The following is a 26,733-nucleotide window of genomic DNA, read 5'->3' as shown; positions in this document are numbered from 1 at the left end:
ATGCTTTTCCCCCGTCCGTCTCCCTCCTGCGTTTCCCGTGCCCGGCGCGCGTGCCTGCTGGCCGCCGCCACGGTCTGGCTGGCCGCCTGCCAGGCGCCGCCGCAGGGCCCGGGCGTGCCGCCGCCCGCGGGCGGCGCGGGGGCTTCGCAGGCCGCCACGGCGCGCGCCTACCGGGAGGACGCGGCACGCCACCTGTACCAGCGCCACGCGGCGCGCATCCACGCCGGCAAGCTGCCGGCCATGCTGTACGCCGTGGGCGTGCTGGACGTGGAGATCGACCGCGCCGGCCAGGTCAAGCGCCTGCACTGGCAGCGGGCGCCGCAGCATGCCCCCGAGGTGGTGCGGCAGATCGAAGCCCTGGTACGCGCCGCTGCGCCCTTCCCGGCCCCAGCGCGCATGGGGAGCGTGACCTACACCGATGTCTGGCTCTGGGATGCCTCGGGGCAGTTCCAGCTCGATACGCTGACCGAGGGGCAGCTCTGAAAAAGTGAGCTGCCAGCGCTTGTCCACACTGGTTTTCAGATTATTTTCTATCTGAAAACCTTTTGTACCAAGCGCTGGAAGCTATCGTTTCATGAGCACACAATTCACGAGCCACGGTACGTGGAATAGCTCCACGGGCTCACCAGCAGTGGCACGTGGTAGTGCTGGTCGGTATGGGCCACGCCGAAGTCCAGGCTGACCTGGTTCAGGAAGTTGGGCTCGGGCAGTTGCACGCCGCGCGCCTTGAAGTAGCCGGCCACGTCGAAGGTCAGGCGGTAGGTGCCGGCGCGCAGGCTGGCGTTGTCGAACAGGGGCGCATCGGTGCGGCCGTCGTGGTTCAGCACGAGGCGCTTGACCAGCGTGGCTGCCTCGCCTTCGGTAGCGTACAGCGCCACCGCCATGCCCACGGCCGGGCAGCCATGCATGGTGTCGAGGACGTGGGTGCTCAAGCCCATGGAACTTCTCCTAAGCCGCGCTTTGGCGGTATGTGACCGCCAAAGTGTATACAGTTTCTGTACATCAAACTCCGGGAGATACCCGCACGCGCAGGAGACGGGCGACCTACCCGAGCCCGGAGAGTCCGGCCAGCGCGCCGGCCTGCAGGTGCCCCAGCACGATCATCGCCACCTGCAGCAGCACCAGGGCCACCAGCGGCGAGAGGTCGAGCCCGCCCATCAACGGCACCACGCGCCGCAGTGGCCGCAGCAGCGGCTCGCTCAGGCGCGCGATCACCCCGGCGATGGGCGAGCGCGTCTGCACCCACGACAGCAGCGCATACACGATCAGCAGGCCCGTGAGGCCCGAGAGCACGATGCGCGCCAGGCCGAACAGGGCCAGCACGGGCAGCGCGGCCACCGGCACCACGCCCCCGAAGAGCAGCCACAGCAGCAGGTACTGGGCCAGCTGCAGCAGCAGCGCCGCCACGAGGCTCGACAGGTCCCAGCGCCCCACGGGCGCGATCACGCGGCGCAGCGGCATCACCAGCCAGTCGGTCAGCGCAAACACCAGCTGGCCCACCGGATTGGCGAACGGTATGCGCTGCAGTTGCATATACAGGCGCAGCAGGCAGGCGCCCGTGAGCAGGCCGGCCACGACATCGAGCAGCAGGGTAACGATCTGGTAGAGCATGGCAGCGGCGGACTACGGGGCGGGCCCCAACCCATGGGATGATAGCGGGCTCGACCACCATGGCCCACCCCCTCACGCTCACCTCGCTGCCCCTGTTCCCGCTGGAGACGGTGCTCTTTCCCGGCGGCACGCTGCCGCTGCGCGTGTTCGAGGTGCGCTACCTCGACATGGTGCGCAAATGCCAGCGCGCGGGCGCGCCTTTCGGCGTGGTGGCGCTGGCCAGCGGCCGCGAGGTGCGCCAGGCGGGCGCGCCGCAGGAGCAGTTCCACGACGTCGGCACGCTGGCCGCCATCGCGCAGTTCCAGTCGCCGCAGCCCGGCCTGATCACGCTGAGCGCGCACGGCACGCTGCGCTTTCGCGTGCGCCAGAGCCACCAGCTGCCGCACGGCCTGTGGGTGGCCGACGTGGAGCAGCTGGACGAAGACACCCCGGCGCCCGTGCCCGCCGACCTGCGCCGCTTCGCCACGGCCCTGGCGCATGTGCTGCAGACCCTGCACGACCGCCAGCCCGAGGCCGAACGCGCCCCGCCCGCGACGCCCGCGCAGCTGGACGACTGCGGCTGGGTCGCCAACCGCTGGTGCGAGCTGCTGCCCGTGCCGCTGCCGCTCAAGCAGCAACTGATGGCCCTGGACAACCCGCTGCTGCGCCTGGAGCTGGTGGGCGACGTGCTCGACCGCACGGGTATCGCGCCATGACGGCAGCGCCGTCCGACGCACCCGCCAGCGCGCCACCCCTTCTCGTCATGCAGGTCATCACCAAGGGCGAAACCGGGGGCGCGCAAACGCACGTCGAGGCGCTGTGCCGCGCCCTGGCGGACCGGGTGCGCTTCACGGCCGTGGTCGGTGGCAGCGACCCGCAGCCGCCGCTGGCCCGGGCCCTGCACGCCCTGGGCGTGCCGGTGCAGCGCATCGCCGCGCTGGACAACGGGCTCGCCCCGGCCCGCGTGGCGCGCGCCGTGGCGGCGCTGGTGCGCCTCATCCGCGCCAGCCGCCCGCAACTGCTGCACGCCCACAGCGCCGCCGCCGGGGTGGTGGCGCGCGCGGCGGGGTGCATCACGCGCACCCCGGTGGTCTATACCGTGCACGGCTTCGCCTTCAAGGCCGGCGCCCCCTTGCCACGCCGCGCGCTGGCCTGGCTGGTGGAGGCGCTGTGCGCGCCCCTCACCCGCCACCTGGTGTGCGTGTCGCGCCACGAGCTGCGCCTGGCGCGCTGGCTGCCGATCCCGGCGCGGCGCTGCAGCGCCGTCGCCAACGCGCTGGACGACCTGCCCGGCGGCACGCCCGCGCACGACCTGCCCGCGTGCATCGTGATGGTGGCGCGCATGGCGCCGCCGAAGCGCCCCGACCTGCTGCTGCACGCGCTGGCGCTGGTGCGCGACGCGACGGGCGCGGAAATCCCCGCCACCCTGGCCGGAGACGGCCCGGACCTGGCCGCGCACCAGGCGCTGGCGCGGCGCCTGGGGCTGGAGGCGGTCGAATTCACGGGCCTGTGCACCGATGTGCCGGGGCTGCTGGCGCGGCACGGCGTGTTCGTGCTGCTGTCGGACCACGAAGGGCTGCCGATTTCCGTCATCGAGGCCATGCGCGCGGGCCTGGCCATCGTCGCCAGCGACCTGCCCGGCCTGCGCGAACTCCTGCCCACCACGGCACAGGGCCTGCGCGTGCCCAACGACGCCCGCGCCGTGGCCGCCGCGCTCCAGCGCCTGGCGCACGACCCCGCGCTGCGCGCCGCGCTGGGGCAGGCCGCGCGCCAGCGCTACGAACAGGCGCACACGCCCGCGCGCATGGCCCAGGCCGTGCTGGACATCTACCGCCACAGCGCAGCGCCATGAACCCCGCCCTTGACGCGCAGCCGCTCGGCTCCTTCGCCGTGCGCTACCAGAACGCGGTGCTGCGCTGGGCGCTGGCCGGCCTGCTGGTGCTCGTGCTGGCCTACGGCCTGGGCTGGTGGCTGCAGGGCCAGGGCTGGGCCACGGCGCAGTTCCGCGCCACGGTGCTGTGGTGCGCCATTCCCTACGCCGTGGCCACGCAGTGGCTGTACCAGGGCGCCTACCTGCCGCACTTCGAGCGCGTGAGCTACGTGCTGGTGGCCACCACCATGCCGTTCGCGCTCGCGCCGCTGGGCTTCGCGCTGGCGCAGCACCCCTATTCGCGCGGCGCCGTGCTGCTGGCCTACGGGCTCACGGCCGCCTGGTTCCTGCTGGGCTACCGCGCCATCCGCCGCCGCGACGTGCTGCACCTGGCCTGCCTCGACGCTGCCCTGCCCGGCAAGCTGCAGGCGCGCATCGGCAGCCCGCAGCTGGAGGCGCTGCCGCTGGTATTGCACGTCTGCCAGGCCGGGCAGTTCCCCACGCCCTGCGACGGCGTGGTGCTCGACCCCGCGTCGCCCGGCGACGCGCGGCACATCCGCGCGCTCAAGCAGAGCCACACGCGCCTGTACAGCCTCGACGCGGTGGCCGAGCTGCTGACCGGCCGGCGCATGCTGCCCCACCCCGACGCGCTGTGGGAGCAGGACGTGCGCCCCGCCTACGACGTGGCCAAGCGCATGCTCGACCTCAGTGCCACCGTGCTGACGCTGCCGCTGTGGCTGCCGCTGTGCCTGCTCACCGCCCTGGCCGTCAAGCTCGACTCGCCCGGCCCGGCGCTGTTCTCGCAGCAGCGCACGGGCCTGCATGGCCGCCCGTTCCGGCTGTGGAAGCTGCGCAGCATGCACCACGCCCAGTGCGAGGCCGCGCGCACCCGCCCGGCCCAGCCGGGCGACGACCGCATCACGCGCGCCGGCCGCTTCATCCGCCGCACGCGCCTGGACGAGCTGCCTCAGCTATGGAACGTGCTGCGCGGCGACATGTCGCTGATCGGCCCGCGCCCGGAGCAGGTGCCCTTCGTGCGCGAGTTCGCCCAGCGCATTCCGGCGTATCCGTACCGGCACTGGGTGCGCCCGGGGCTCACCGGCTGGGCGCAGGTGCAGCAGGGCTATACCGATGGCGCGGCACAGGCCGCCGTCAAGCTCGGCTACGACCTGTACTACGTGACGCACTACGCGCTGGCACTCGACCTGCTGATCATCTACAAGACCGTGCGCATCGTCGCCACGGGCTTCGGGGCGCGCTGATGGCCGGCCCGCCACCGCGCGTTTGCCTGCTGCGCGACGGCCCGCGCCTGGGCGGCGTGGGCACCATCGTGCAGGAATTGCAGGACGGCCTGCAAAGCGCGGGCTGGGCGGTTGACACGGCGCCACCGCACCCGCGCGTATGGCGCGCGGCGCGGCAGGCCGGCGTGCTGCTGGCCACGCACAATTTCGGCCCCGCCTACGCCGCCTGGGCCCTGGGGCAGGCGCTGGGCAAGCCCTGGGTGGTCTGGGTGCATGGCCCGCTGCAGGAGGTGCTGGCCGAGGCCCGCAGCCACCCCGCCAAACACGCCTGGCTGCGCTGGCTGTACCGGCGCGTGCCGCGCTTCGTGTTCATCTCGCACCATGCCCGCGCCTCGCTCGAAGGCTTCCTGGGCCACGCGCTGCCCGATGCGCGGGCGCACGTCATTCCCAACGCGCTGCGCCTGCCGCATGCGCCCCTGCGCGCCGCGCCACCCGACGGCAGCACGGTGGAACTGGGCTACGTCGGACGCCTGTCGCCGGAAAAGCAGCCCGAGCGCCTGATCGCCATGCTGCGGCTCCTGCCGCCGCACTACCGCCTGAGTCTGGTGGGCGATGGCCCCTTGCGCCCCGCGCTGGAGCGGCAGGCGGGCGACCTGATGCAAGCCGGGCGCCTGACGTTCTGCGGCGCGCGCCCGCGTGCGGCCGCCCTGTCACCAGACTGGCACCTGACGCTGCTGGCCTCGCGCTACGAAGGCGGCTGCCCCCTGAGCGCGCTCGAATCGGCGGCGGCGGGCATTCCCTTCATCGCGCCGCCGCTGCCCGCGCTGCGCGAGACCGTGCCCGCCTGCCTGCTGGCACCCGGCGACAGCCCCGACCAGCTTGCCGCCGCCGTGCAGCAGGTGCTCGCCCTGCCCGCGCCGCAGGTCCAGCAGGCGCTGGACAGCGTGCTGGACCACCACGCCTGGCCGCGCTTCGCCCGCCAATGGCAGCAGGTGCTGCGCGAGGCCGCCGCATGCTGATCCACTACGTGCGCGGCGGCGATGCCTACCTGCCGGAGCTGGCCGCCTACGCGGCCTACCTCGAAAGCCTGGGCCACCAGGCCCAGATCCATCGCGACGGCGCCAGCGTGCCCGGCGACGCAGCCGTCGTCTGGTGGCTGTGCGGGCGCGTGCCGCGCGGCGCGGCGCAGCGCTTCCCCCACGCCTTCCAGGTGCACGAGTACGCCTCGGCTTCGGTGCCGCCCTGGGCCTGGCTGAAAGACCGGGCCAAGCACGCCAGCCAGCCCCGGCCACAGTACCGGCTGTTCCAGAACGCCTGGGTGCGCGCGCGCCTGGGCTTCGCGGACAGCGTGCCCTGCGAGTTCCGCGACATGGGCATCGCCCCGGCGTTCTTCGCCGCGCAAGACACGCCCGGCGCCCCGGAATTCGACGCCGTCTACCTGGGCGACATGCGGCGGCTGCGGCATTTCATCCCGCTGCTCCAGGGGCTGGAGCAGGCCGGGCTATGCACCCTGCTGATCGGCGAGCCGCCGCCGGAGCTGCGCGCCGCCTTCGCGCCGCTGCGCCATGCCACGCTCACCGGCAGGGTGCCGCACGGCGCCGTGCCCGGACTGCTGCGCCGCGCCCGCTTCGGCCTGAACCTGGTGCCGAACCAGGCGCCCTACCACCAGCAGACATCGACCAAGCTGCTCGAATACTGCGCCGTGGGCCTGCCCGTGGTGAGCACCGATTACCCGTGGGTACGGGCCTTCGCACAAGAACACGGTGCGCGCTTCGCCTTCCTGCCCCAGCAGGCCAACGCGGCGCAATACGCCCGCTTTTTCGCCACACAGCACGACCCCGCCGCCTGCACCGTGCCGGACCTGCGCGCGCTGGCCTGGCCGCGCGTGCTGGAGCGCCTGGCGCTGTGGCGCACCCTGGGGCTATGCCCATGAAGCGCCTGCCCGCCTCGGCCACGCTGGCCGTGGCCAGCCTGGTATCGCTCGGCGCGCAGGCGCTGATGGGCGTGGCCATGCTGCACTTCTTCTCGCCCGAGGCCACGGGCCGCTTCGCGGTGATCGCGCAGGTGGCGTTCTTCTGGGTCACGCTGGCGCTGGCGCAAGGCCCGCTCACCTTCCTGGCTGACGCGCGGCAGCCCCCGGCCCAGGCGTTGCGCGCCGTGCTGCGCGCCAGCCTGGCGCGCTGGGGCCTGCTGCTGCCCCTGGTGGGCGCGGCCATCTGGTTCGGCGCCATGGCGCAGCCGCTGGCCGTGCTGGGCTGGGCCGCGCTGCTGGCGCTGCTGCAGATGCTGTGGTACCTGGCGCAGCCCTGGGCGCTGCGCACGGCCGCGCCCGCCTCGGCGGCGCTGGCGCGCGCGCTGCCCCCGGTGCTGGCACTGGCGCTGGCGGCGGGCTGGAGCGCGCTGCATGGCGGCGACGGTCATGGCGCCATGGGCCTGCTCATCGCGGCGGCGGGCGGCTACGCCCTGGGCGCGCTGTGGCTGCTGCCCACGCAGGGCAACGCCCATGCCGACACGGCACCAGCCGCGCAAGCCCCCCGGCAGGCCGACCGGCGCAGCGCCTGGCTGCGCATGGCGCACACGGTGATGGATGCCGTGACGGGCACGGCGCTGCTGCTCGTCTGGCAGCGCCTGCACGGCGTGGCCGATGCCAGCTACCTCGCGGTGCTGCTGCGGCTGCTGGGCTTCATGCCGACCATCGTCCACGCCGCCTGGGCGCAGGTGCTGCTGGCGCGGCGCGAGACGGCACGGGCGCGCTCGCTCGCCATCGGCCTGGGCGCGGCGCTGGCGACCGGGCTGGTGGGGCTGGCGGGCGCCGCGCTGCTGGACATGGGCCTGCTGGCCGAAGGCTGGCGCGGGCTGCGCCCGTACATCCTGCCGCTGGTGCTGTGGCAGGGCAGCGCCTGCCTTTTCGCCGCGCTGAGCCACCGGCCCTTCCAGCAGGGCCGGGAGCGCCGCTATTCGCACCTGGCCATCGCCTTCGACGCGCTGCAGTTGCTGGTGCTGGCCCTGCCGCTGCTGGGTGCCGCCGCCTGGCCGCCCGCCATCCATCTGTGGTGGCTCGCGGGGGTGTCGAGCGCAGGCTTGCTGGCCCTGAGCGTCTGGATGGCGGGCAACTAAAATAGAGGGTTTACTTCCCCCCAACCGGCTGCTGCCCATGTCTGACCACCCCAACGCCCCCGCCCTGCCCGCGCAAGACGACAACCAACTCATCGCCGAGCGCCGCGAGAAACTCAAGGCGTTGCGCCAGCAGCAGGCGCAGGGCGGCGGCGTGGCCTTCCCCAACGACTTCCAGCCTGCCGACCGCGCCAGCGCGCTGCAGGGGCAGCATGGCGCGGCCAGCGCCGAGGCGCTGGAGGCCACGCCCGTGCAGGTGGGCGTGGCCGGCCGCATGATGCTCAAGCGCGTGATGGGCAAGGCCAGCTTCGCCACGCTGCAGGACGCCACCGGGCGCATCCAGCTCTACGTGACGCGCGACGCGCTGGGCGAGGAGCTGTACGCCGCGTTCAAGCACTGGGACCTGGGCGACATCATCGGCGCCGAGGGCCAGCTCATGAAGACCAAGACCGGCGAGCTGTCGGTGAAGGTGACGCGCCTGCGCCTGCTCACCAAGAGCCTGCGCCCCATGCCCGACAAGTTCCACGGCGTGGCCGACCAGGAACTGAAGTACCGCCAGCGCTACGTCGACCTGATGACCGACGAGGCGGCGCGCCAGCGCTTCGTGGCGCGCAGCAAGGCGGTGAGCGGCATCCGCGAGTTCATGGTGCAGCACGGCTTCCTGGAAGTGGAGACGCCCATGCTGCACCCCATTCCCGGCGGCGCCAACGCGCGCCCCTTCGTCACGCACCACAACGCGCTCGAGCAGGACATGTACCTGCGCATCGCACCCGAGCTGTACCTCAAGCGCCTGCTGGTCGGCGGCTTCGAGCGCGTGTTCGAAATCAACCGCAACTTCCGCAACGAAGGCATCTCGGTGCGCCACAACCCCGAGTTCACCATGATGGAGTTCTACGCGGCCTACTGGAACTACCGCGACCTGATGGACTTCACCGAGCAGCTCATCCGCGACGCGGCCCTGAAGGCGGCGGGCACGCTGCAGCTCACCTACGGCGGCCGCGAGGTGGACCTGTCGCAGCCCTTCCAGCGCCTGACCATCCGCGAGGCGATCTTCCAGTACACCGAGGCCGGCGCCCACGTGGACGACGCCGCGTGGCTGACCAGCGCGCTCAAGAAACTCGGCCTGAGCGAGGAAAAGGACCGCCTGTCCACCCGCACCCTCGCCAGCCTGCAGGTGCTGTACTTCGAGGAAACGGTGGAGGACAAGCTGTGGCAGCCCACCTTCATCATGGAGCACCCGACCGAGATCTCGCCGCTGGCGCGCGCCAACGACGTGCGCCCCGAGGTGACCGAGCGCTTCGAGCTGTACATCACGGGCCGCGAATTCGGCAACGGCTTCTCCGAGCTGAACGACGCCGAGGACCAGGCCGCGCGCTTCCAGGCCCAGGTGAACGCCAAGGACAGTGGCGACGACGAGGCCATGTACTACGACCACGACTTCGTGCGCGCGCTGGAGTACGGCATGCCGCCAGCCGGCGGCTGCGGCATCGGCATCGACCGCTTCATGATGCTGCTGACCGACAGCCCCAGCATCCGCGACGTGATCCTGTTCCCGGCGCTGCGCCGCGAAGGCTGACGCGCCCCCCTCCCGACGCCCCACCGCCCCAGCCTCTTGGAGCCCGCTGCCATGACCACACCCCCGCCTCCCGCCATCCAGCAGCCCGCACCGCGGCTCAGCGCGCCGATGGCGCTGCCGGAATCCTTCTCGGTGCTGGTCGTGGACGACCAGCGCTCCGTGCGCGCGGCGCTCAAGGCCGAGCTGCAGCACGCGGGCGTGGCCGACATCATGGAAGCCGGCACTGCCGAGGAAGCGCTGGCGCAGTTCAAGGCGCGGCGCCCTGACCTGGTGCTGCTCGACATCAAGCTGCCCGGCCGGGACGGCTACTGGGCAGCGCAGCAGATGCGCGACGCCGAGCCGGGCGACTGGACGCCCATCATCTTCCTGTCGGGCCTGGACAGCGACCTGGACCTGTGGCGCGGCATCGAGTCGGGCGGCGACGACTACCTGGTCAAGCCCGTCAAGCCGATCGTGCTCGTGGCCAAGCTGCGCGCCATGCGCCGCCTGCTGGACATGCGCCGGCGCCTGGTCACCCTGTCGGCCGACCTGCACCAGGCCAACCAGCGCCTCAACGAGATGGTCGAGCTCGACGGCCTGACCAGCCTGGTCAACCGGCGCGGCTTCGACCGCATCCTGCACAGCGAGATCCTGTCGGCGCGCCGCGAAGGCCAGCCGCTGACCCTGATGCTGTGCGACCTGGACCACTTCAAGGCCTACAACGACGCCAGCGGCCACGTGCAGGGCGACGCCTGCCTGCGCGAGGTCGGACGGCTGCTGCAGGGCGTGTGCATGCGCCCGCGCGACGTGGCGGCGCGCTACGGCGGCGAGGAGTTCGCGCTGATCCTGCCCAACACCCCGCGCTCCGGCGCCATGACCTTCGCCCGCGCCCTGGGCCAGATGCTCAAGACCCATCCGATACCGCACCCGGCCTCGCCGCTGGGCCCCGACCTGACGATCTCCGGCGGCATCACCACCTGCGTGCCGGACGAAGGCGCGAACGCCGAAAGCATGATCATGCGCGCCGACCAGGCCCTGTACGCCGCCAAGTCGCAGGGGCGCAACCGCTTCTTCAGCTTCGAGATGCAGATGGACACCATCGAGCAGCGCTGTGCATGAAGAGCACCCCCCTGAGCGGCTGCGCCGCTTCCCCCTTCTCTCTGCGCGCTACGCGCTCCGGGAAGGGGGACAACGCCAGCGCTGCGGGGCGGCCCTTGCGCGGCGTCCGCTGGGCTGGAGTGCGCCGGTTGCCAGGGCCAGGGGAAATGGCTGACCCATGAGCGCGAGCCGTTTCGACAAGTTCAAGAACCACCTGCCGGACTGGGCGCAGGACTGGCTCGACATCATCGTGCCCGGTGCGCAGATCCTGCTGATCGTCGGCGTGGCCTGGCTGCTGCAGCGGCTGCTGCGCAAGCTGGTCACGCGCGCGGCGCGGCACTACAACCTGCCGCACGCCATGCTCGTGCCGGTGAACGGGCTGATCCGCTGGTCCATCCTGCTGAGCGCGCTGCTGCTGGTGCTGGAACGCCTGGGCGTCTCGGCCACGGTGCTGTGGTCGGCGTTCACGGGCTTCGCCGCCGTGGGCGCCGTGGCCTTCTTCGCGGCGTGGAGCGTGCTGTCCAACCTGTTCTGCGCGCTGCTGATCTTCACCGTCGGGCCATTTCGCATCGGCGACACCATCGAGCTGCTGGACACCGCCGAGAAACCCGGCGCCAAGGGCCGCGTGGTGGACATCAACCTGCTCTACACCACGCTCGAAGACGCCGGCAGCACGCCCGGCCACCCGATGCTGCTGCAGATTCCCAACACACTCATCTTCCAGCGCGTGGTGCGGCGCTGGAAGGACGGGCTGCCCGCGCCCGCCCCCATGCCGCAGGCCGAAGAACTCCCAAAAGAATAGCTGCTAGCGCTTGCTGGTATTGGTTTTGAGGCGAATTTTTCCTGAAACCCCTGCACCGCCACGGCGGACGCACCGCGCGCCACGGCCCGCGCGAACATGGATAACCCGGGGCCATTTTTGCTTTGCGCCAGGTCATTTATGAATTAGATTGGCGCCTCGGTTTGCATTTATTTGCATTCGTTTGCACTTGGCAAACAAAAAGAAGGCCTCCTCCATGGCCGCCCCACGGAATACCGCCATGCCAGCGTCCGCACCACCCTCGCGCCGCCATTTCATCCTGGCCCTCGCCAGCTGCGCCGCCGCCATGGCATCCCCCGTGGGCATGGCCGCCGCGCCCCCGCCCACGGCCAGCCAGGTGCGGCAACTCACCGCGCTGTGCAATGCGCTCGCCGGCACCCAGGTGACCAACGACGCGCTGGTGGCGCAATACCTCGCCGTGCTGGCCGAGAGCCTCGATCCACCCCAGCTTGACGCCCTGCAGGCCCTGGCCGCCCTGCCCGCCGACGCGCAGCAGACGGCCTCGCTCGCCCCCGCCGCGCGCGAGGCGGCGGAGCTGGCCCTGCAGCTGTGGATGAGCGGCATGGCGGGCGACGGCCGCGTGCTCACCTACCTCGACGCGCCGGTGTGGCCGGCCCTGACCTTCACCAAGCCGCCCAGCGTCTGCGGCGGCGCCTTCGGCTACTGGGCGGAAAAGCCCGTCTGAACCTCGACCCAGGCACACCCATGAGTACCACCACCCCGTCCGCCGAAACCCTGTCCGCGGACGTCATCGTCATTGGCGCCGGAGCCGTCGGCAGCATGATGGCCTGGCAACTGGCGCGCCAGGGCGCCAAGGTGCTGATGGTCGAGGCCGGCCCGCGCATCGACCGCGCCACCGCCGTGCAGCATTTCCAGGACTCCGCCGTCAAGGGCCCGAACGCGCCCTACCCGAGCCAGGACTACGCGCCCCACCCCATGCACGCCAGCGACTACATGGTGCAGGCCGGCCCGGATGTCTTCGGCGGCAGCTTCATGCGCGCCGTGGGCGGCACCACCTGGCACTGGACCGGGTTCTCCACGCGCTTTCGCCCCAACGATTTCAAGACCCGGACCCTGTACGGCGTCGGCGAGGACTGGCCCCTGGCCTACGACGACCTGCTGGCTCACTACCTGTTCACCGAGCGCGAGTGGGGCACGGCGGGCGACGACGCCTACGACCAAGGCGGCCCGCGCCATGGCGTGCCGTTTCCGCTGCCGCCGGTCCCGCTGGCCTATTCGGACCAGGTGATCCGCGACGCCCTGGCGCCGCTGGGCTACACCATGGGGCCGTTCAGCCATGCGCGCAACTCCGAACCCTTCGACGGGCGCCCGCCCTGCTGCGGCAGCGCCAGCTGCGTGCCCATCTGCCCGATTGGCGCCAAGTACGACGCCAGCGTGCACGTGGCCAAGGCCGAGGCCGCTGGCGTGCGCCTGCTGCCGCAGACGCTGGTGGAGCACATCGAGGTCGGCCCCGGCCAGCTCATCCAGGGCCTGCGCCTGCGCCGCGCCGACGGCAGCCGCGCCCAGGCCCGGGCCAGGCTGTACCTGCTGGCCGCGCACGCCATCGAAACGCCCAACCTGCTGCTGCGCTCGGCCCAGCCGCATGCGCCGCAGGGCGTGGCCAACCGCAGCGATGCCGTGGGGCGCTACCTGATGGGCCAGGTGGACCTGGACACGCGCGCGCTGACGCGGGAGCCGCTCTACACCTACCGCGCGCCCACCACCACCGCCGGCATCCTGGAACTGCGCGACGGGCCTTTCCGCAAGCAGCATGCGGCCATCGGCACCTCGTTCCTGAACCGGGGCTGGCGCACCGGCCTGGGGCCCATGCAGCGCGCGGCCCACCTCATCAAGACCGGCCTGCGCGGCGCGGCCCTCACCACGGCCCTGAACGACCAGTGCGCGCGCGAGCTGGCCATCAACAGCTCGGTGGAGACGCTGCCCGTGGCGCACAACCGCGTGGTGCCCGACCCCCAGCTGCGCGACAGCAGCGGCATGCCGCGCCCGCGCGTCAGCTTCACGATCGACGGCTACAGCCTGCGCGCCATCGACAAGGCACGCCAGCGCCACGCCGAGATCACCCGTGCGCTCGGCTGCACCGACATCACCAGCGACGCGCCCTCCATCGCCACGGCCATCATCGCGGGCACCGCCCGCATGGGCACGGACGCCAGGCGCTCGGTCGTCGACCCCTGGTGCCGCAGCCACGACCATGCCAACCTGTTCATCGTCGGCACGGCCAACTTTCCCACCATGCCCATCAACGCGCCCACGCTGACCGCCGTGGCGCTGGGCCTGCGGGCGCTGCCCCTGCTGGCCCAGGACCTGGCGGCGGGGCGCTTCGCCCCCGCGGCCTGAAACCAGCCCCGCCCCCACCGGAGACACCCCATGCTCAGACGTTCCTGGCTGCAGGCATCCGCCCTGGCCTCCCTGGCGGCCACGCTGCCGGCAAAGGCCAAGGCGGCGCTGCGCAAGACGGCGCACCCGGCGGATGCCGACGCCGGCACCGAAGGCTACAAGCGCATCGTGCGCGCCATACGCGACAGCTTCCCCTCGCCCACCCGGTCGGCCAAGGCCGACAGCCGCTTTTCGCGCACCATGGCCTTCGCGCTGTCGGAGTACGAGAAGCTGAAGTCCCAGCGCACCTTCCTCGGCCAGCGCAAGCCCCTGGACTACGCCGGGGCGCGGAAATTCCGCGTCGGCAAGGACATGGGCGACACGCGCCGCACCATCCGCGAGACCGCCCACTACCTGGAAGGCCAGTTCACCTGGAGCCACCCTGACGTGCACCGCCTGCACGGCTCGGCCACCTCGGTGTCCGTCATCGGGCAGCTCTACGGCGCGCTGGTCGATCCGAACACCGTCTGGGACGACCTCTCGTACAAGGTGGCCGAGGCCGAGGTGCGCGTCTCGGCCATGTGCGCCGCCCTGGTCGGCTACGACGCCGACAAGGCCCTGGGCCTGTTCACCTTCGGCGGCACCGGCACCACCCTCTACGGCATCAAGCTGGGCGCCGAGCGGGCGCAGCCGGGCCTGTTCAACGAGGGCCTGCGCCAGCCGCTGCGCGTGTTCGGCTCCGAGGCCGCGCACTACGCCAAGCTCAGCTCGGCCGCCTGGCTGGGCCTGGGCAGCCAGGCCGCCGTGTCGGTGCCCACCGGGGAGGACAACGCCATCGACCTCGCCGCGCTCGAAAAAGCCCTGCGCGCCAGCATCGAGAAGGGCGAGCGCATCGCCGCCATCGTGGTCACCATGGGCAGCACCGATGCCTTCGGCGTCGATGACATCGAGGCGGTGCACGCGCTGCGCCTGCGCCTGGCGCAGGAATACCGCCTGGACTACCTGCCCTACCTGCACGCCGACGCCGTCATCGGCTGGGCCTACAGCGTGTTCAACGACTACGACTTCGGCGCCAACCCGCTGGAAATCCCGGCCGCCGCCGCCGGCGCGCTGCAGAAGGTGCGCGCGCGCATGCGCCACCTCGCGCTGGCCGACTCGCTGGGCATCGACTTCCACAAGAGCGGCTACACGCCCTATGCCTCCAGCCTGTTCCTGGCCAGCGACGCCCAGTTGCTCAACCCGGTGCGCCGCGACAAGGTGGCCATGCCGTACCTGTTCCAGTTCGGCGAGTACGACCCGGGCATCTACACGCTCGAGTGCTCACGCTCGGGCGGGCCAGTGCTGGCGGCGCTGGCCAACCTGCTGCTGCTGGGCAAGGACGGCTTTCGCGGCCTCCTGAGCCACTGCGTGCAGATGGCCGAGCTGATGCGCCAGAGGGCGCGCGAGCTGCCCTGGCTCACGGTGCTGAACACGGAGAACCACGGCGCCGTGGTCGTCATCCGCGTCTATCCCGATGGCGTCGATGCCGACAGCGCCTACCGCGCCGAGAGCGGCGACCCCGGCCAGCGTGCCGCGCTGCAGGCGCACAACCGCTTCAACGAAGCCGTGTACCAGCACACGCGCGAAGCCGCCGAGGCCGGCGACAGCCCCGTGTTCGTGCAGACCAACCGCTACCGCAGCACCGGCTACGGCGAACCCGTCGTAGGCATCAAGTTCTTCACGCTGTCGGCCTTCACCGACCCCGAATCCATAGACCATGCCCTGGCGGCCCTCGTCCAGGCCCGCCAGAAGGCCCGCGCCACCCTCGCCCGCAACGGATGACCGCCATGCAACACCTTCTTGCCCCCCTCATGCGCCAGGCCCGCGCCTGCGCCACCCTCGCCGCCCTGGCCACGGCACTGGCCCTGCCCCATGCCGCGCTGGCGCGCGACGCTGCCACCGCCCCGGCGGCCCCGCTCGCCGGGCAGGCGCTGGAAGTGCCCAGCGCGCTGTTCGCGCTCTCGCACCCCATCGGCCAGCAGCGCCTGCTGCAAAGCGACTACCGGCAGGCCTACTGGCCCCTGGCCACGTATTTCGAGACCCAGCGCAACCAGGCCTATTGCTCGGTGGCCACCTCCGTCATCACGCTCAACGCCCTGGGCCTGCCGCGCCCGGCCACCGCGCTGTACCCGGACTTCCCGTTCTTCACGCAGCAGGACTTCTTCAACGGCGTGGACAAGCGCATCGCCGACCCCGAGGTCGTCGCGCGCGAAGGCATGACCATGGACCAGCTCAGCGCGGTGCTGGCGCACTACCCCGTGGCCGTGGAAAAGCACTTCGCCGATACGCTGGACCTGGACAGCCTGCGCGAGCTGCTGAAGAAACACCTGCGCGAATCCGACCGCTTCGTGCTGTTCAATTTCAACCGCCGCTTCACCGGCGAGGTGGGCGGGGGCCACTGGTCGCCGCTGGCCGCTTACCACGAGGCCAGCGACTCGGTGCTGCTCATGGACGTGGCGCGCTACAAGTACCCGCCGGTCTGGGTGCCGCTGGTCCGCCTGCTGCGCGGCGCGCAGGACCCCGACAGCGTGAGCGGCAAGGCGCGCGGCCTGCTGATCGTCTCCAAGGCCCCATGAGCGCCGCGCCGGGCCGCCCCAAGCAAGCTCCCGCCGCACCCCGCGAGGGCGAAGGTACACCCGTGGGCGCAAGCGCCAAGGTGCTCGACCTGGCCGCCGGGCGCGACCACAGCCTGGTGCTGCGCGAGGACTCGGTGCTGCTGGGCTGGGGCGGCGACGGCACCGGGCGCTTCCCGCCGCCCGCCGGGGTGTGCACCGCGCCGGACGCGGCCGGCGCCGCCGTGCGCATCGCCAGCGCCATGGCGCTGCGCCACATCGCGGCCAGCGCGGGCAGCAGTCTGGCGCTGGATGCGCGCGGCACGGCCTACGCCTGGGGCGCCAACCGCGCCGGCCTGGGCGGCAGGCTCGCCCGCATCACGCAGTCCGAGCCGCGCGCGCTCGCCGGCCTGCCCGCCCTGGCGCAACTCAGCGCCAGCGAATTCTTCACGCTGGCGCTCGCCCGCGACGGTGGCCTGTACCACTGGGGCCTGGCCCCGGGCGCGGCCGATGCGCGCAACACCGCACCCGCCCGCATTGCCCAGGCGCCCGCCACCGCCCTGTGCTGCGCGGGCGGCGCGCATGCCTTGCTGCTCGACACCACGCGCCACCTGTGGGCCTGGGGCGCCAACACGGCGGGGCAGCTCGGCCTGGGCCACCTGCACGGCCAGCCCGCGCCGGTGCGCGTGCCCGGCCTGCCCCAGCTGGCGGCCGTGGCCGCCGGCGCCAGCCACAGCCTGGCCATCGACGCCCTGGGCCGCGTCTGGGCCTGGGGCAGCAACCAGCATGGGCAGCTGGGCCACGCGCAAGCCCCCTACCGCGCGCAACCGGGCCGGGTGCCGCTGCCCGAGGCGGCGCGCCAGGTCGCGGCGGGCCAGCACGTGTCCTACGCGCTCGGGCGCTCCGGCCGGCTGTACGCCTGGGGCTGGAACGCCAAGGGCCAGCTGGGCCAGGGCGGCACCGAAGCGCTGCCCGGCATCCGGCAGGTCGCGCAACTGCCGCCGCTGCGGTTGCTGGCGGCGGGCCAGGGCCACGTCCTGGCCAGCGATGGCCTGCGGGTGTGGGCCTGGGGCGACAACCGCAATGCCCAGCTCGGCGACGATGCCCCCCTGCACGCCAGCCCCGTGCTGCTCGACGATTCCACCGCCTGACTCCACCAGGAAACCTTCCCATGACTTCCTCCTCCCGGCGCGACTTCCTGAACGTCTCCTGGAAACTCGGCGTGGGCGCCTGCCTGCCCGCAGCCCTGGCCGCCTGTGGCGGCGGCGATGGCGCCACGCCCGAGACCTTCGTCGAGCCGCAGCGCCTGGTGGCGCGCGGCGGCCTGCTCGACTACACCTTGCGCATGGCCTATGCCGACCTGACCGTGAACGGCCAGCGCGTGCACCTGCGCACCTACAACGCCATGGTTCCCGCGCCCACGCTGCAATTGCGCGCCGGAGAGACTTTGCGCGTGCGCGTGGTCAACGACCTACCGCCCAACCCGCCCAGCACCGAGCCGGTGGAGCACCTGCGCTTCATGAACAGCGCCAACCTGCACACCCACGGGCTGCACGTGGCCCCTGGCATGGTCGGCCCCGGCCTCTATGGCGACTACGTGATCGACAGCTCCGAATCGGCGGTGCAGCCCGGCCAGTCGCGCCAGCACGAGTACGCCATCGGCGCGGACCACCCCTGCGGCACCTCGTGGTACCACCCGCACCTGCACGGCGCCACCGCGATCCAGGTGGCCAGCGGCATGGCGGGCGCGATCATCGTCCAGGGCCCGCTGGACGACGTGCCCGAAATCGCCGCCGCGCGCGACCGCGTGTTCATGTTCCAGGCCCCGATCCACGACGCGCAGGGCCTGCTGGAGAGCTTCTCCCAGGTCGCCAGCCCGCAGGCCGAGCCGCCGTTCCTGGTCAACGGCGTGCGCCGCCCGACGCTGGTGCTGCGCCCCGGCCAGGTCGAGCGCTGGCGCCTGGTCAATGCCGGCATCGCCAACTACCTGAACCTGGCGCTGGAGGGCCATGCCCTGCACCTGATCGCCCTCGACTCCTGCCCGCGCCGCGCGCCGCTGGCGTTCCCGGCCGACGGCGGCCCGGGCCTGGTGCTGGCACCGGGCAACCGGGCCGACATCCTCGTGCAGGCCAGCGCGCCGGGCCGCTACGAACTGCGCACCCAGGCCTACGACATGGGCAACGCCCAGCCGCTGGCGGCCGACGTTCTGGCCTACGTGGTGGTCGAAGGCGCGCCGCTGTCCATGGCGCTGCCCGGCGCTCCCCTGCCGGTGCCCGAGGCGCTGGCGCCGGTCAGCGACGCCGAGCTGGCCGGAAAAGGCGGCCTCCAGCGCAACATCGTGCTGCGCTCGGTGTTCAACGACGACGGCTCCCCGCTCACCGAACCGCCCGCGGCCGACGCGCTCGACCTGCCGCCCGGCGAGCTGGCGCAGTGGCAGTACCAGACCGGCAACACCTTCCTGGCCGACACCGCCTTCACCACCGGCGCGGGCGGCACCCGGGCCACGCAGAACCCAGGCATGCCCGCGCGCCTCGCCCCCTTCCAGTCGAGCCGGGCCATCCGGCAGACCGTTGATCTCGGCAGCGTGGAGGAATGGACGGTCTACAACATGAACGCGGTGCAGCACCCGTTCCACATCCACATCAACCCGGTCGAGGTGGTCAAGGTCAACGGCCAGCCGGTCGCCCCCTACTGGTGCGACACCATCGGCCTGCCGCGCGGCGGCACGCCGCAGGCGCCCACGTCGGTCACCTTCCGCACGCGCTTCAGCGACTTCAAGGGCGCCTTCGTCATGCACTGCCACATCCTGGCGCATGAAGACATGGGCATGATGCAGATCGTCGAAGTCACATGACGGAGCCGCCCGCGCACGCAGGCCGGGCCCACGCATGGGCCTGGCTGCTGTGCGCGCTCTGCGCCCTGTTCGGCCTGCTGCTCTACCTCGCGCAGCCGCAATGGCCGCTCGCGCCCGGCGCCACAGTGCGGCAGATGGGCGTCTGGCTGTGCCTGCTCCTGCTGCTGGGCCTGTGGACGCAGCGCGCCCTGCCCCCGCTGTTCGCCGTGCTGCTGGTGCTGCTGGTGATGAACCTGTTCGGCCTGGCCCCCATGGCCAGCCTGCTCTCCGGCGCGGGCAGCGATGCCGTGCTGTGGGGGCTGGGCGTGCTCGGGCTCGCGGCGGCAGCGCGGGAAAGCGGCCTGCTCGGCTGGCTCGCGGCACAGGCCGCGCGCAGCCTGCGCCCGGCCCCGCGCACTCCTGCATGGCAGCGCATGCCGGCCGTGGCCTGGCTGGCGCTGGCCTTCGCCCTGCTGCCCTCGCCGCGCCAGGCGCGCCAGTGGGCGCGCATTTTCCAGGCGCTGCCCGCGGGCGCGCCCCCGGCGCGGCGCGACCTCGCCTGCGCCGCCCAGCTCTGCGCGCGGCTGGCCTGGCTGCCCGCCCATCCGGCCAACCTGCTGGCCCTGGCCCTGCTGCCCGCCAGCGGGCTCGACCGTTTCGTGCCGCTGTACTGGTTCGCCCACACCTGGCCCCTGGCGCTGCTGGCGCTGGCCTATGCAGTGGGCGTCCAGTGGCTGGCGCCGCCGTCCGGCGCCGCCCCGCCCGCAGCGCCGCCGCCCGCGCAGGACGCAGCAGGCCGCGCCGCGCTGCGCGACACCGCCGCCATCGCCCTGGGCACGCTGTGCCTGGTGGCGCTGCAGCCCTTGCACGGCCTGGCCCCCGGCGTGGTGACGCTGCCCGCGCTGGCGGCCCTGTTCGCCTTGCATGTGCTGGCCCCGCACCACCTGCAGACCGGCATCGACTGGCCCCTGTTCGTCTCCCTGATGGTCTTGCCCGGCCTGGTGGTCTGCTTCGCCGCCGCGCTGCCCTCCCTGCCCTGGAGCGGCGGCGGCGCTCTGCCGCTGGCGCTGCTGCTGGGCCTGCGCCTGCTGGTGCCGTCCAACGCTGCCGCCCTGCTCGCCCTGGTGCTGGCCATTCCCTGGGCCGAAGCCCAGCGCTACGACCTGCTGGAGGCCCTGGTGCCCGCGCTGGCAGGCTTTCACCTGGCCGAATTCCTGCTGCAGCGCCATGCCGGAAGCACCGGCCGGTGGCGCCGCATCCGGGCCACGCTGTGCAGCCCGGTGACCTGGCTCGGCTGCGCCGCCTACGCCCTGTGGTGCGGCTGGTAGGCATGGGCCGCACCGCGCACGCCGCCGCCCTGCCGCGCCGCCTGGTGGAGGCCGGGCTGCTGGCCCTCGCCGCCGCCCTGGTGTGGATGGGAGCCCAGCGCCCGTCGATTCTCGTGGTGCACAGCCAGAGCGAGCGCATTCCCTGGACGCGCGGCATCGACGCCGGCATCGACCGGGCAATGCAGCAGGCCGGCGCCGTGCGCCTGGAACGCATCTACCTGCAGGGCCGCGATGCGCAGCGCACCCAGGCGCAGATCGCTGAAACCCTGGGCTTCATCGGGCGCTGGGAGCCCGACGTGGTCATGGTGGTGGACGACCTGGCGCAGGCCCGCGTCGGCGCGGCCTACCTCGGGGCCCTCCAGCCGCTGATCGTCTACAGCGGCATCGAAGACCACGCGCGCACGCTGGCGCACAGCCAGCGGCCCCAGGTGCAGGGCATCGCCGAACGCACGCCCTGGCCCATGGTCGAAAGCAGCCTGCTGCGGCTGGCCCCCCCGGGCGCGGCGCGCAAGCCGCGCATCGCCCTGGTCTCCGACACCGGGCCTGCGGCCGAGGAAGAGGCGCGCGGCTTTCTCGCGCATGGCTGGAAAGCGGCGCAGCCCATCGGCGTGTGGCGCTGCGCCTCGCTGGAGCAGTGGCTGCGCGCGCTGGACGAAATCGCCACGCAGGCCGACCTGGTGGTCATCGGCGACTACCGCTACCTGCCCGTGCCCGCGGGCCGCACCGCGCCGTCCTGGCGCATGCAGCTCGCGCAGGCCGCGCTGGAGCGCCTGCCCCAGCCATTGAGCGCGCTGTCGGGCTATGCCGTGATGGACGGGATCCCCATGGGCATCCTGCCCTCGCCGGTCGAGCAGGGCGAAGTCGCCACCCAGCTGGCCCTGCAGGCCGCCACGGCGCCCGAGGCCTTCGCCGCGCCCGCCGCCGCGCGCCACCTGCTGACGCGCAATTTCGCCCTGCTCGTGAACCCCGCGCAAATGCAGCGGCGCCACATGCACCTGGACGCGCTGGACACCTACTACGCGCGCATCTCCCGCCGCTTCATCGCGCCGCACGCCGCACCATGAGCCCCCCGCTGCAGCAGCACCCGCTCTGGCCCTGCCTGGACCGCTCGTCCCGGCAGTTGCTTGCCACCCTGGTCGAACCCGTGGCCTGGCGCGACGCCGCCGAACTGGCGCGGCTGCTGCACGGCCACGCCGTGCTGGGCTGGCTGGGCGGCGCGCGCGCGCTCACCCTGGACGCCGTGCCCGCGTCCAGCCTGCCCGCCGCCCCAGGCCAGGGCTGGCGCATCGCCGCGCCCGTGCTGCACGCGCTGGCGCAAGACCAGCCCGCGTGCCAGGACTTCCTCGCGCAGGCCCGCACCGCCCCCGCCGGCGATGCACCCGCCAGCGATACGCCAGCCCCGGAGCCCACGCTGCGCCACGCGCTGGGCTGGCTCGCGGCCCTCGGCCTGCCCGCACTGGTGCTGACCGCCGTGGCCGGGCGCAGCGACCCCTGGGTGCCCTGGGCGTGCTTCGGCGCGGCCCTGGGCGCGGGGCTGTGCGTCTGGGTGCTGGGCCTGGCGCCCCCCGCCGCCGGCGCGCTGCTGGCGCTGCTGCTGCTGATGGCGGGCAACCACCTGCCCGTGGAGCAGGCCCTGGCCGGATTGGCCGGGAGCGGCTTTTTCCTGCTGCTGGGCATGTTCGGCTGCAGCACGGCGATCCAGCACAGCGGCCTGACGCAGCGCCTGCTGGCCGCGCTGCTGCGGCCGCTGCCGCACACCGCCAGGGGCTTCCAGGCCTGCCTGATGCTGGTGGGCGTGGCAATGACGCTGTTCATCCCCAGCACCCTGGGGCGGCTGCAGCTCCTCGCCCCCATGGTCAAGGCCCTGGCGCGCCCCGGCACGGCCGGGTACGCGGCGCTGGCGTTCGCGGCGCTGTCGGGCTGCACCCTGCTGTCCACCTCGTTCCTGCTGGGCAACGCGGCCAACTTCGTCGTGCTCGGCATCCTGCCCGAGCACTGGCAGCCGCACGTCAACTGGATGGCCTGGTTCCAGTGCGCCGCCGTCTATACCGCCGTGATCGCCGCCGGCCTGGCCGCCAGCGTGGCGCTGGGCCCGGCCACGCAGGGCGGCGGCACGCCCGCCTGGGCACAGGCGCCGCTGCCGCGCATGGCCTTCCCCGAAGGCGTCACCGCGCTGGCGCTGCTGTGCCTGGGCCTGGGCTCGGCCCTGGGCAACGTGCACCACATCGACATGGCCTGGCTCGCGCTGTTCGCCATGCTGCTGCTCATGGCCACCGGCGTGCTGCCCATGGACCGGGTGCACGCAGGCGTCAACTGGTCCATCCTGCTGTACCTGGTGTGCACCGTGGGCATCGCGCGCGGCTTCACCTTCATGGGCATACAGCCCTGGCTGGCGGCGCACGCCGACGGGCTGGCGCTGCTCATGCGCACGCAGCAAGGCACCTTCCTGCTGCTGCTCGTCGCGGCCGTCATGCTGCTGCGGCTGGCGCTGCCCTCGATGGTGTGCGTGGCGACGCTGTGCGCCGTGCTCATGCCGCTGGCCGACGCGCAGGGGCTGCACCCGCTGGTGCTGGGCTTCGTCATCGTCACGGCCAGCGAAATCTGGTTCCTTCCCCACCAAAGCTCCGACTACCTGCTGTTCCGGGAGTCCGTGGAGCTGTCCCCCGGCATCGCCCGGGACGTGCTGCGCCGCAACGCCTGGCTCCAGGCAAGCCGCATCGTGGCGCTGGCCGCCTCGGTGCCCTACTGGCGGCACATGGGGCTCCTGCAATGAACCGGGACGCGGCGATGCGCTGGGCCTGGGCCGCGCTGTTCCTGCTGCTGGCCGCCGCCGCCGTGGCGTTCAACATGCACAGCCGCCGCATCCTGGTGGTGCACGAAGGCCCGGCGGGCAGCGCCTACGCCCAGGCGCTGGGGCGCGGGCTGGACGCCGTGCTGCGGCCCGCCGCGCGGCTCAAGGTGCGCCACCAGTACATGGGCTTCGCCGCCGACGCCTGCCCCGGCATCCTGGCGCAGATGAAGGCCTTCGACCCCGGCACGGTGATTGCAGAGGGCCCGGGCGCGCGCGCCTGCGTGCGCTCGGCCACCGCCCCGGCAGCGCCGCCGGTGGTGGTGTACCAGCCCGCGCTGCCCGCGCAGGCCGAGGCCCGCGCACGCTACGCCGGGGCCTGGCAGCGGCTGCTGCAGGACCTCGCTCCCGCGGGCGGCACGCTGCTGGTGCTGCGCGGCGCGCAGGACCAGGCCGAGTACGACACCCTGGCCGAAGCCGCCCGGGGCGCAGGCCTGCGCGTGCAGGCGTGGACGGACGACGGCACGCTGCCTCCCGCCCTGGCCCAGCCCGGCGCGCCCGGCGCCGTGGCGCTCACCCACCATGCCGGCCAAGGCTGGCCGGACCCGCAGGGCGCACCCCAGGGCGGCCTGCTGCGCGCCCTGCGCGCGGCCACCTCCGCGCCCATCGTCTCCACGCGCCTGGAGAGCCTGGCGCTGGGCGCCGACCTGGCCCTGGCCCAGGCGCCCGAGCAGCGCGGCGAGATGCTGGCCCAGGCCGCCCTGGCAGGCCTCGCCGAACCGGGCCTGGACAGCCCCTACGAAATGGCCGTGGGCATGCGCCAGGACTTCGCGCAGCGCCAGACGCTGCCGCCGTTCTACGCGCTGAGCGCGCGGATGGCGGGCTTCCTGGCCGAATGACACCAACGGCCCGTTGGCGGAAGCGGCCGCAGCCGCAGCCGCCAATGGGAAAACCGGCACTCTTCATTCAATAGCTGCCAGCGCTTGCTGGGCGGGCGCAAGAGGCCAATTTGGCTTGAAGAATTACGGCCCGCGCCTGCAAGCCAGGCGCCTGGCCTTCGCAGGAGCGGCTTTCTCTCCCTCAAGCGCCGCGCCGGCGCAGCGCGCCCAGGCTGAACAGCCCCAGCGCCCCCGCCAGCAGCGCCAGCGCCCATTCGCCCATCGTCGGAATGGCCTGCGCGCCAGCGGGGGCGGGCGTGCTCAGCACGGCCACGCCGCCCGGGTCGTTGATCACGCTGTTCTCCGTCAGGTCGTCGTCGCCCACGGCGCCGTCCTTGAGCGTCAGCCTCACCGTGTTGCCGCTGATCTGCGCGCCCTGGAACGGGTACCAGCGCGAGGGGCCGTTTTTCACCACCGGGCCGTACTTGTAGTAGACCGCGCCCGCGGGCAGCGCCTCGGGGTAGGTCAGTACCACCTGGGCCGTGCTGCCCGCCGTGCCCAGTTCCAGGCGCAGGGCCACCATGCCGTGCGGCAGCGTCACGCCCGCGGGCAGCGCGGCGCCCACGCTGGCGGCGGTTTGCGTGCTGGCGTCCGTCACCTGCCAGCCCGTGCCCGGCTGCAGCGCCAGCCCCAGGGGCTTTTGCGCCTGCGGCCCTTCGGGCACGACCAGCGCCCGCGTGAACTGCGCCACCGAATCCTGCGCCTGCGTCACGTTCGCCAGCGTGCAAGTCGCGGCCTGGCCCGCACAGGCCCCCGTCCATGCGCTGAACTGGTAGCCGGTGCTGGCCGTGGCCGTGCAGGTGGCGCCGCTGCCATGCGCCACGCTGGCGGGGCTGCACGTTGCCGTGCCGCCCTGCGCGGGGCTGGCGCTGGCCGTTACGGCCCAGGTTTGCAGGCTGGCCGTGCAGGTGGCGGAGTTGCCGCCGCCGTTGATTCCCTGGCACGTCCAGCTCCACGGGCCGGAGCCGGCCACGCTGCTGGCGTTGCCTGCGCTGCACAGGTTCGTGCTGGGCGCGCTGGTGAGCGTGCCGCCGCTGGCGCTGCCACACTGGCCGGTGATCGGAGCCAGGTTGACGGTGATGCCGGCGGGCACACTGGTGGCGGCCAGATAGCGGGATGCGCCCGTGTCGCCGGTGCCGGCCTGGCTGGCGGTGATGGTGCAAGTGCCTTGCGCCGTGCCGGTGGCCGTGGTGCCGCTCAGGGTGCAGGGGCCGCTGGACACGAGCGTGACGGCAAGGCCCGCGCTGCTGCTGGCCGTGATGGCGCTGGTGCCGCCCACGGTGATGGTGGCGGGGCTGGCGCTGATGCTCAGGGTCTGGCTGGCGTAGGGGGCGGTGCAGGCAGCGGGGCTGGTGCCGTTGCTGCCGTTGCAGCCCCAGGCCCACTGGCCGCCGCTGCCGCTCACGCTGGTGGCGGTGCCGGTGGCGCACAGGCCGGTGCTGGGCGCCGTCGCGCTGGCGGCCACGCTGGCGCAGGCGCCGTTCACGGGCCCGTTGGCGGTGAAGGTGGCCGTTTTTTCCACCATGACCGTGGCTTCATTCCCGCCATTGGAGCCGGTGGCGTCGGTGCCCGTGGTCTGGCCGCTGCGCAGGGTGAAGGTGGCGGTGGCGCTGTCGCCCGCAGTGCTGGGGGCCGTCAGGCGCACGGTGATCCGGTCACCGCTCTTGACGATGGCCTGTTGCACCCAGTCGCCCGAGCCATTCACCTGGAATTCGGGGCTGCCAGCGCCTGTGACGCGCGCGCCGCCCCAGGCCTGGCCAGTCCCTGTGCTGGCTGCGAGGGTGAAGTCGGGGAAGGTGACGAAATCGCCCGCTGCGCCAGCCTGCGCGTCGGGGGAGGTCAAAGCGGCAAAAGACTGTCCCGCGCGCACGAGCCGAACGGGATTACCGAAGTTGCGGTAGGTGTTGCCGGCGCTGCCATAGCCGAAATACACGAACCACGCAGCGTTCGAATTGCTGGCACTGGGCGAACCCGACCAAACGTACGAAGACGGCGTATCAGGAAACACCACGCGGTTGATCTTGGGGTTGTCGCCACAGCTTTGCGTGATGGAAGCCAGCTCGCTCTTGTAGGCCATGCGCCAGGCGCCGCTGGCCAGAAAGTCCCGGTCTGTGGGGGCGGAATGCGGGTAGTCCCCCGAGTCGTCAAAATATTTCGGCAGGTAGCTTGTCGCCCAGTTCTGCCACTGATCGGGTGTCGCAGTGCCCGTGCATTGCCCGGAGACGCTATTGAAAGCCATGCCTTCGAGGCAACGCTTCCACACCAGGCCGGTGGACCAGTGCATGGCGCTGGCTTGGCTCTGGGCATCATTCGCGCCCTGGGCTTCGCCCAGGATGTAGTCGTCATCGGTGTTAGGAGTGGTGCAGTTCTGCGCCTGCGCCAGCAGCGGCACGGCGCAGGCGGCCAGGGCAGCGAGCCGGCGGGCAAGACGGGGGCTGGGGACTGGGGGCACGAGAAACTCCTTTTTCGATAGCTTCTAGCGCTTGACTGGCAAGGGCTGGAAGCCAAAAACACCCCTCAAACAGGTGCGCAAAGGGAGGGATCGTAGGGATTTGTTACGTGGCGCGGTATCCCTGAAATTGGGTAATTGGGGGTGGCAAATGGTAACAATATGCAACCACCGCCTGCGC

The 26,733-nt window shown here is 72.4% G+C and carries 23 protein-coding genes; 20 read left to right on the top strand and 3 right to left on the bottom strand.

Translation table 11 applies throughout. The features are described 5' to 3' along the window. Window positions 1-483: a hypothetical protein gene (locus tag YS110_20445; GenBank protein UJB66969.1), complete on the top strand. Its 483-nt coding sequence runs from the start codon at window positions 1-3 to the stop codon at window positions 481-483. A 104-nt stretch (window positions 484-587) separates the two neighbouring features. On the opposite strand, the gene uraH is transcribed toward YS110_20445, so the two are convergent. Then, complete coding sequence (gene uraH / locus YS110_20440; GenBank protein UJB66968.1) at window positions 588-938, bottom strand: hydroxyisourate hydrolase; 351 nt, start codon at window positions 936-938, stop codon at window positions 588-590. A gap of 106 nt (window positions 939-1,044) precedes the next feature. After that, on the bottom strand, window positions 1,045-1,611 hold the full coding sequence (locus YS110_20435; GenBank protein ID UJB66967.1) for a YggT family protein: 567 nt from the start codon (window positions 1,609-1,611) through the stop codon (window positions 1,045-1,047). Window positions 1,612-1,670: 59 nt separating this feature from the next. On the opposite strand from YS110_20435, the gene YS110_20430 reads away from it, so the two are divergent. The 19 genes from YS110_20430 to YS110_20340 all read left to right on the top strand — a co-directional run bounded on the left by YS110_20430 (window position 1,671) and on the right by YS110_20340 (window position 24,064). After that, window positions 1,671-2,306 (top strand): LON peptidase substrate-binding domain-containing protein, encoded by a 636-nt coding sequence (locus tag YS110_20430; protein ID UJB66966.1) that lies wholly within the window; start codon window positions 1,671-1,673, stop codon window positions 2,304-2,306. Continuing rightward, entirely contained in the window at window positions 2,303-3,442 is a 1,140-nt protein-coding gene (locus YS110_20425; protein UJB66965.1) for a glycosyltransferase, read from the top strand. Before YS110_20430 ends, YS110_20425 begins: the two co-directional genes overlap by 4 nt. Further along, a complete protein-coding gene (locus tag YS110_20420) occupies window positions 3,439-4,722 on the top strand; it encodes a sugar transferase (protein ID UJB66964.1) in 1,284 nt (427 codons plus the stop codon). Before YS110_20425 ends, YS110_20420 begins: the two co-directional genes overlap by 4 nt. Beyond that, on the top strand, window positions 4,722-5,720 hold the full coding sequence (locus YS110_20415; GenBank protein ID UJB66963.1) for a glycosyltransferase family 4 protein: 999 nt from the start codon (window positions 4,722-4,724) through the stop codon (window positions 5,718-5,720). The genes YS110_20420 and YS110_20415 overlap by 1 nt, the downstream gene beginning before the upstream one ends. After that, window positions 5,714-6,634 carry a glycosyltransferase family 4 protein gene (locus YS110_20410; protein UJB66962.1) on the top strand — a complete coding sequence of 307 codons (921 nt, stop codon included), beginning with the start codon at window positions 5,714-5,716 and terminating at the stop codon, window positions 6,632-6,634. Before YS110_20415 ends, YS110_20410 begins: the two co-directional genes overlap by 7 nt. Further along, window positions 6,631-7,818, top strand: a complete 1,188-nt coding sequence (locus YS110_20405; protein UJB66961.1) for a hypothetical protein — start codon at window positions 6,631-6,633, stop codon at window positions 7,816-7,818. Before YS110_20410 ends, YS110_20405 begins: the two co-directional genes overlap by 4 nt. Before the next feature lie 37 nt (window positions 7,819-7,855). Then, a complete protein-coding gene (lysS, locus tag YS110_20400) occupies window positions 7,856-9,391 on the top strand; it encodes a lysine--tRNA ligase (protein UJB66960.1) in 1,536 nt (511 codons plus the stop codon). Between the two features lie 51 nt (window positions 9,392-9,442). After that, window positions 9,443-10,489 carry a diguanylate cyclase gene (locus YS110_20395; GenBank protein ID UJB66959.1) on the top strand — a complete coding sequence of 349 codons (1,047 nt, stop codon included), beginning with the start codon at window positions 9,443-9,445 and terminating at the stop codon, window positions 10,487-10,489. Between the two features lie 157 nt (window positions 10,490-10,646). Then, entirely contained in the window at window positions 10,647-11,270 is a 624-nt protein-coding gene (locus YS110_20390) for a mechanosensitive ion channel (GenBank protein UJB66958.1), read from the top strand. A gap of 238 nt (window positions 11,271-11,508) precedes the next feature. Next, the gene (locus YS110_20385) at window positions 11,509-11,973 is read left to right on the top strand and encodes a hypothetical protein (GenBank protein UJB66957.1); all 465 of its coding nucleotides are present in this window, start codon (window positions 11,509-11,511) and stop codon (window positions 11,971-11,973) included. Window positions 11,974-11,993: 20 nt separating this feature from the next. Further along, entirely contained in the window at window positions 11,994-13,646 is a 1,653-nt protein-coding gene (locus YS110_20380; protein ID UJB66956.1) for a GMC family oxidoreductase, read from the top strand. A 30-nt stretch (window positions 13,647-13,676) separates the two neighbouring features. Further along, window positions 13,677-15,446, top strand: coding sequence for an aspartate aminotransferase family protein (locus YS110_20375; GenBank protein ID UJB66955.1), 1,770 nt, complete (start codon window positions 13,677-13,679; stop codon window positions 15,444-15,446). A 29-nt stretch (window positions 15,447-15,475) separates the two neighbouring features. Next, a complete protein-coding gene (locus YS110_20370; GenBank protein UJB67536.1) occupies window positions 15,476-16,240 on the top strand; it encodes a phytochelatin synthase in 765 nt (254 codons plus the stop codon). After that, the gene (locus tag YS110_20365) at window positions 16,237-17,367 is read left to right on the top strand and encodes a hypothetical protein (GenBank protein UJB66954.1); all 1,131 of its coding nucleotides are present in this window, start codon (window positions 16,237-16,239) and stop codon (window positions 17,365-17,367) included. Before YS110_20370 ends, YS110_20365 begins: the two co-directional genes overlap by 4 nt. A gap of 20 nt (window positions 17,368-17,387) precedes the next feature. Continuing rightward, window positions 17,388-19,070: a multicopper oxidase domain-containing protein gene (locus tag YS110_20360; GenBank protein ID UJB66953.1), complete on the top strand. Its 1,683-nt coding sequence runs from the start codon at window positions 17,388-17,390 to the stop codon at window positions 19,068-19,070. Then, on the top strand, window positions 19,067-20,377 hold the full coding sequence (locus YS110_20355; GenBank protein ID UJB66952.1) for a hypothetical protein: 1,311 nt from the start codon (window positions 19,067-19,069) through the stop codon (window positions 20,375-20,377). The genes YS110_20360 and YS110_20355 overlap by 4 nt, the downstream gene beginning before the upstream one ends. A gap of 2 nt (window positions 20,378-20,379) precedes the next feature. Next, window positions 20,380-21,441, top strand: a complete 1,062-nt coding sequence (locus YS110_20350; protein UJB66951.1) for a hypothetical protein — start codon at window positions 20,380-20,382, stop codon at window positions 21,439-21,441. Further along, on the top strand, window positions 21,438-23,150 hold the full coding sequence (locus YS110_20345; GenBank protein UJB66950.1) for an anion permease: 1,713 nt from the start codon (window positions 21,438-21,440) through the stop codon (window positions 23,148-23,150). The genes YS110_20350 and YS110_20345 overlap by 4 nt, the downstream gene beginning before the upstream one ends. After that, window positions 23,147-24,064, top strand: coding sequence for a hypothetical protein (locus YS110_20340; protein ID UJB66949.1), 918 nt, complete (start codon window positions 23,147-23,149; stop codon window positions 24,062-24,064). Before YS110_20345 ends, YS110_20340 begins: the two co-directional genes overlap by 4 nt. 181 nt (window positions 24,065-24,245) lie before the next feature. Here YS110_20340 and YS110_20335 read toward each other — a convergent pair whose 3' ends face one another. After that, window positions 24,246-26,555, bottom strand: coding sequence for a DUF1566 domain-containing protein (locus tag YS110_20335; GenBank protein UJB66948.1), 2,310 nt, complete (start codon window positions 26,553-26,555; stop codon window positions 24,246-24,248). Window positions 26,556-26,733: the final 178 nt, after the last annotated feature.

This window comes from Acidovorax sp. YS12 (assembly GCA_021496925.1).
Lineage (GTDB): Bacteria > Pseudomonadota > Gammaproteobacteria > Burkholderiales > Burkholderiaceae_C > Paenacidovorax.
The sequence above is the reverse complement of the archived record's forward strand: the minus strand, read 5'-3'. Positions and strand labels throughout refer to the sequence as shown.

Coding starts and splice junctions, on each gene's coding strand:
- YS110_20445 (UJB66969.1), top strand. CDS start 1: ATGCTTTTCCCCCGTCCGTCTCCCTCCTGCGTTTCCCGTGCCCGGCGC.
- uraH (UJB66968.1), bottom strand. CDS start 938: ATGGGCTTGAGCACCCACGTCCTCGACACCATGCATGGCTGCCCGGCC.
- YS110_20435 (UJB66967.1), bottom strand. CDS start 1,611: ATGCTCTACCAGATCGTTACCCTGCTGCTCGATGTCGTGGCCGGCCTG.
- YS110_20430 (UJB66966.1), top strand. CDS start 1,671: ATGGCCCACCCCCTCACGCTCACCTCGCTGCCCCTGTTCCCGCTGGAG.
- YS110_20425 (UJB66965.1), top strand. CDS start 2,303: ATGACGGCAGCGCCGTCCGACGCACCCGCCAGCGCGCCACCCCTTCTC.
- YS110_20420 (UJB66964.1), top strand. CDS start 3,439: ATGAACCCCGCCCTTGACGCGCAGCCGCTCGGCTCCTTCGCCGTGCGC.
- YS110_20415 (UJB66963.1), top strand. CDS start 4,722: ATGGCCGGCCCGCCACCGCGCGTTTGCCTGCTGCGCGACGGCCCGCGC.
- YS110_20410 (UJB66962.1), top strand. CDS start 5,714: ATGCTGATCCACTACGTGCGCGGCGGCGATGCCTACCTGCCGGAGCTG.
- YS110_20405 (UJB66961.1), top strand. CDS start 6,631: ATGAAGCGCCTGCCCGCCTCGGCCACGCTGGCCGTGGCCAGCCTGGTA.
- lysS (UJB66960.1), top strand. CDS start 7,856: ATGTCTGACCACCCCAACGCCCCCGCCCTGCCCGCGCAAGACGACAAC.
- YS110_20395 (UJB66959.1), top strand. CDS start 9,443: ATGACCACACCCCCGCCTCCCGCCATCCAGCAGCCCGCACCGCGGCTC.
- YS110_20390 (UJB66958.1), top strand. CDS start 10,647: ATGAGCGCGAGCCGTTTCGACAAGTTCAAGAACCACCTGCCGGACTGG.
- YS110_20385 (UJB66957.1), top strand. CDS start 11,509: ATGCCAGCGTCCGCACCACCCTCGCGCCGCCATTTCATCCTGGCCCTC.
- YS110_20380 (UJB66956.1), top strand. CDS start 11,994: ATGAGTACCACCACCCCGTCCGCCGAAACCCTGTCCGCGGACGTCATC.
- YS110_20375 (UJB66955.1), top strand. CDS start 13,677: ATGCTCAGACGTTCCTGGCTGCAGGCATCCGCCCTGGCCTCCCTGGCG.
- YS110_20370 (UJB67536.1), top strand. CDS start 15,476: ATGCGCCAGGCCCGCGCCTGCGCCACCCTCGCCGCCCTGGCCACGGCA.
- YS110_20365 (UJB66954.1), top strand. CDS start 16,237: ATGAGCGCCGCGCCGGGCCGCCCCAAGCAAGCTCCCGCCGCACCCCGC.
- YS110_20360 (UJB66953.1), top strand. CDS start 17,388: ATGACTTCCTCCTCCCGGCGCGACTTCCTGAACGTCTCCTGGAAACTC.
- YS110_20355 (UJB66952.1), top strand. CDS start 19,067: ATGACGGAGCCGCCCGCGCACGCAGGCCGGGCCCACGCATGGGCCTGG.
- YS110_20350 (UJB66951.1), top strand. CDS start 20,380: ATGGGCCGCACCGCGCACGCCGCCGCCCTGCCGCGCCGCCTGGTGGAG.
- YS110_20345 (UJB66950.1), top strand. CDS start 21,438: ATGAGCCCCCCGCTGCAGCAGCACCCGCTCTGGCCCTGCCTGGACCGC.
- YS110_20340 (UJB66949.1), top strand. CDS start 23,147: ATGAACCGGGACGCGGCGATGCGCTGGGCCTGGGCCGCGCTGTTCCTG.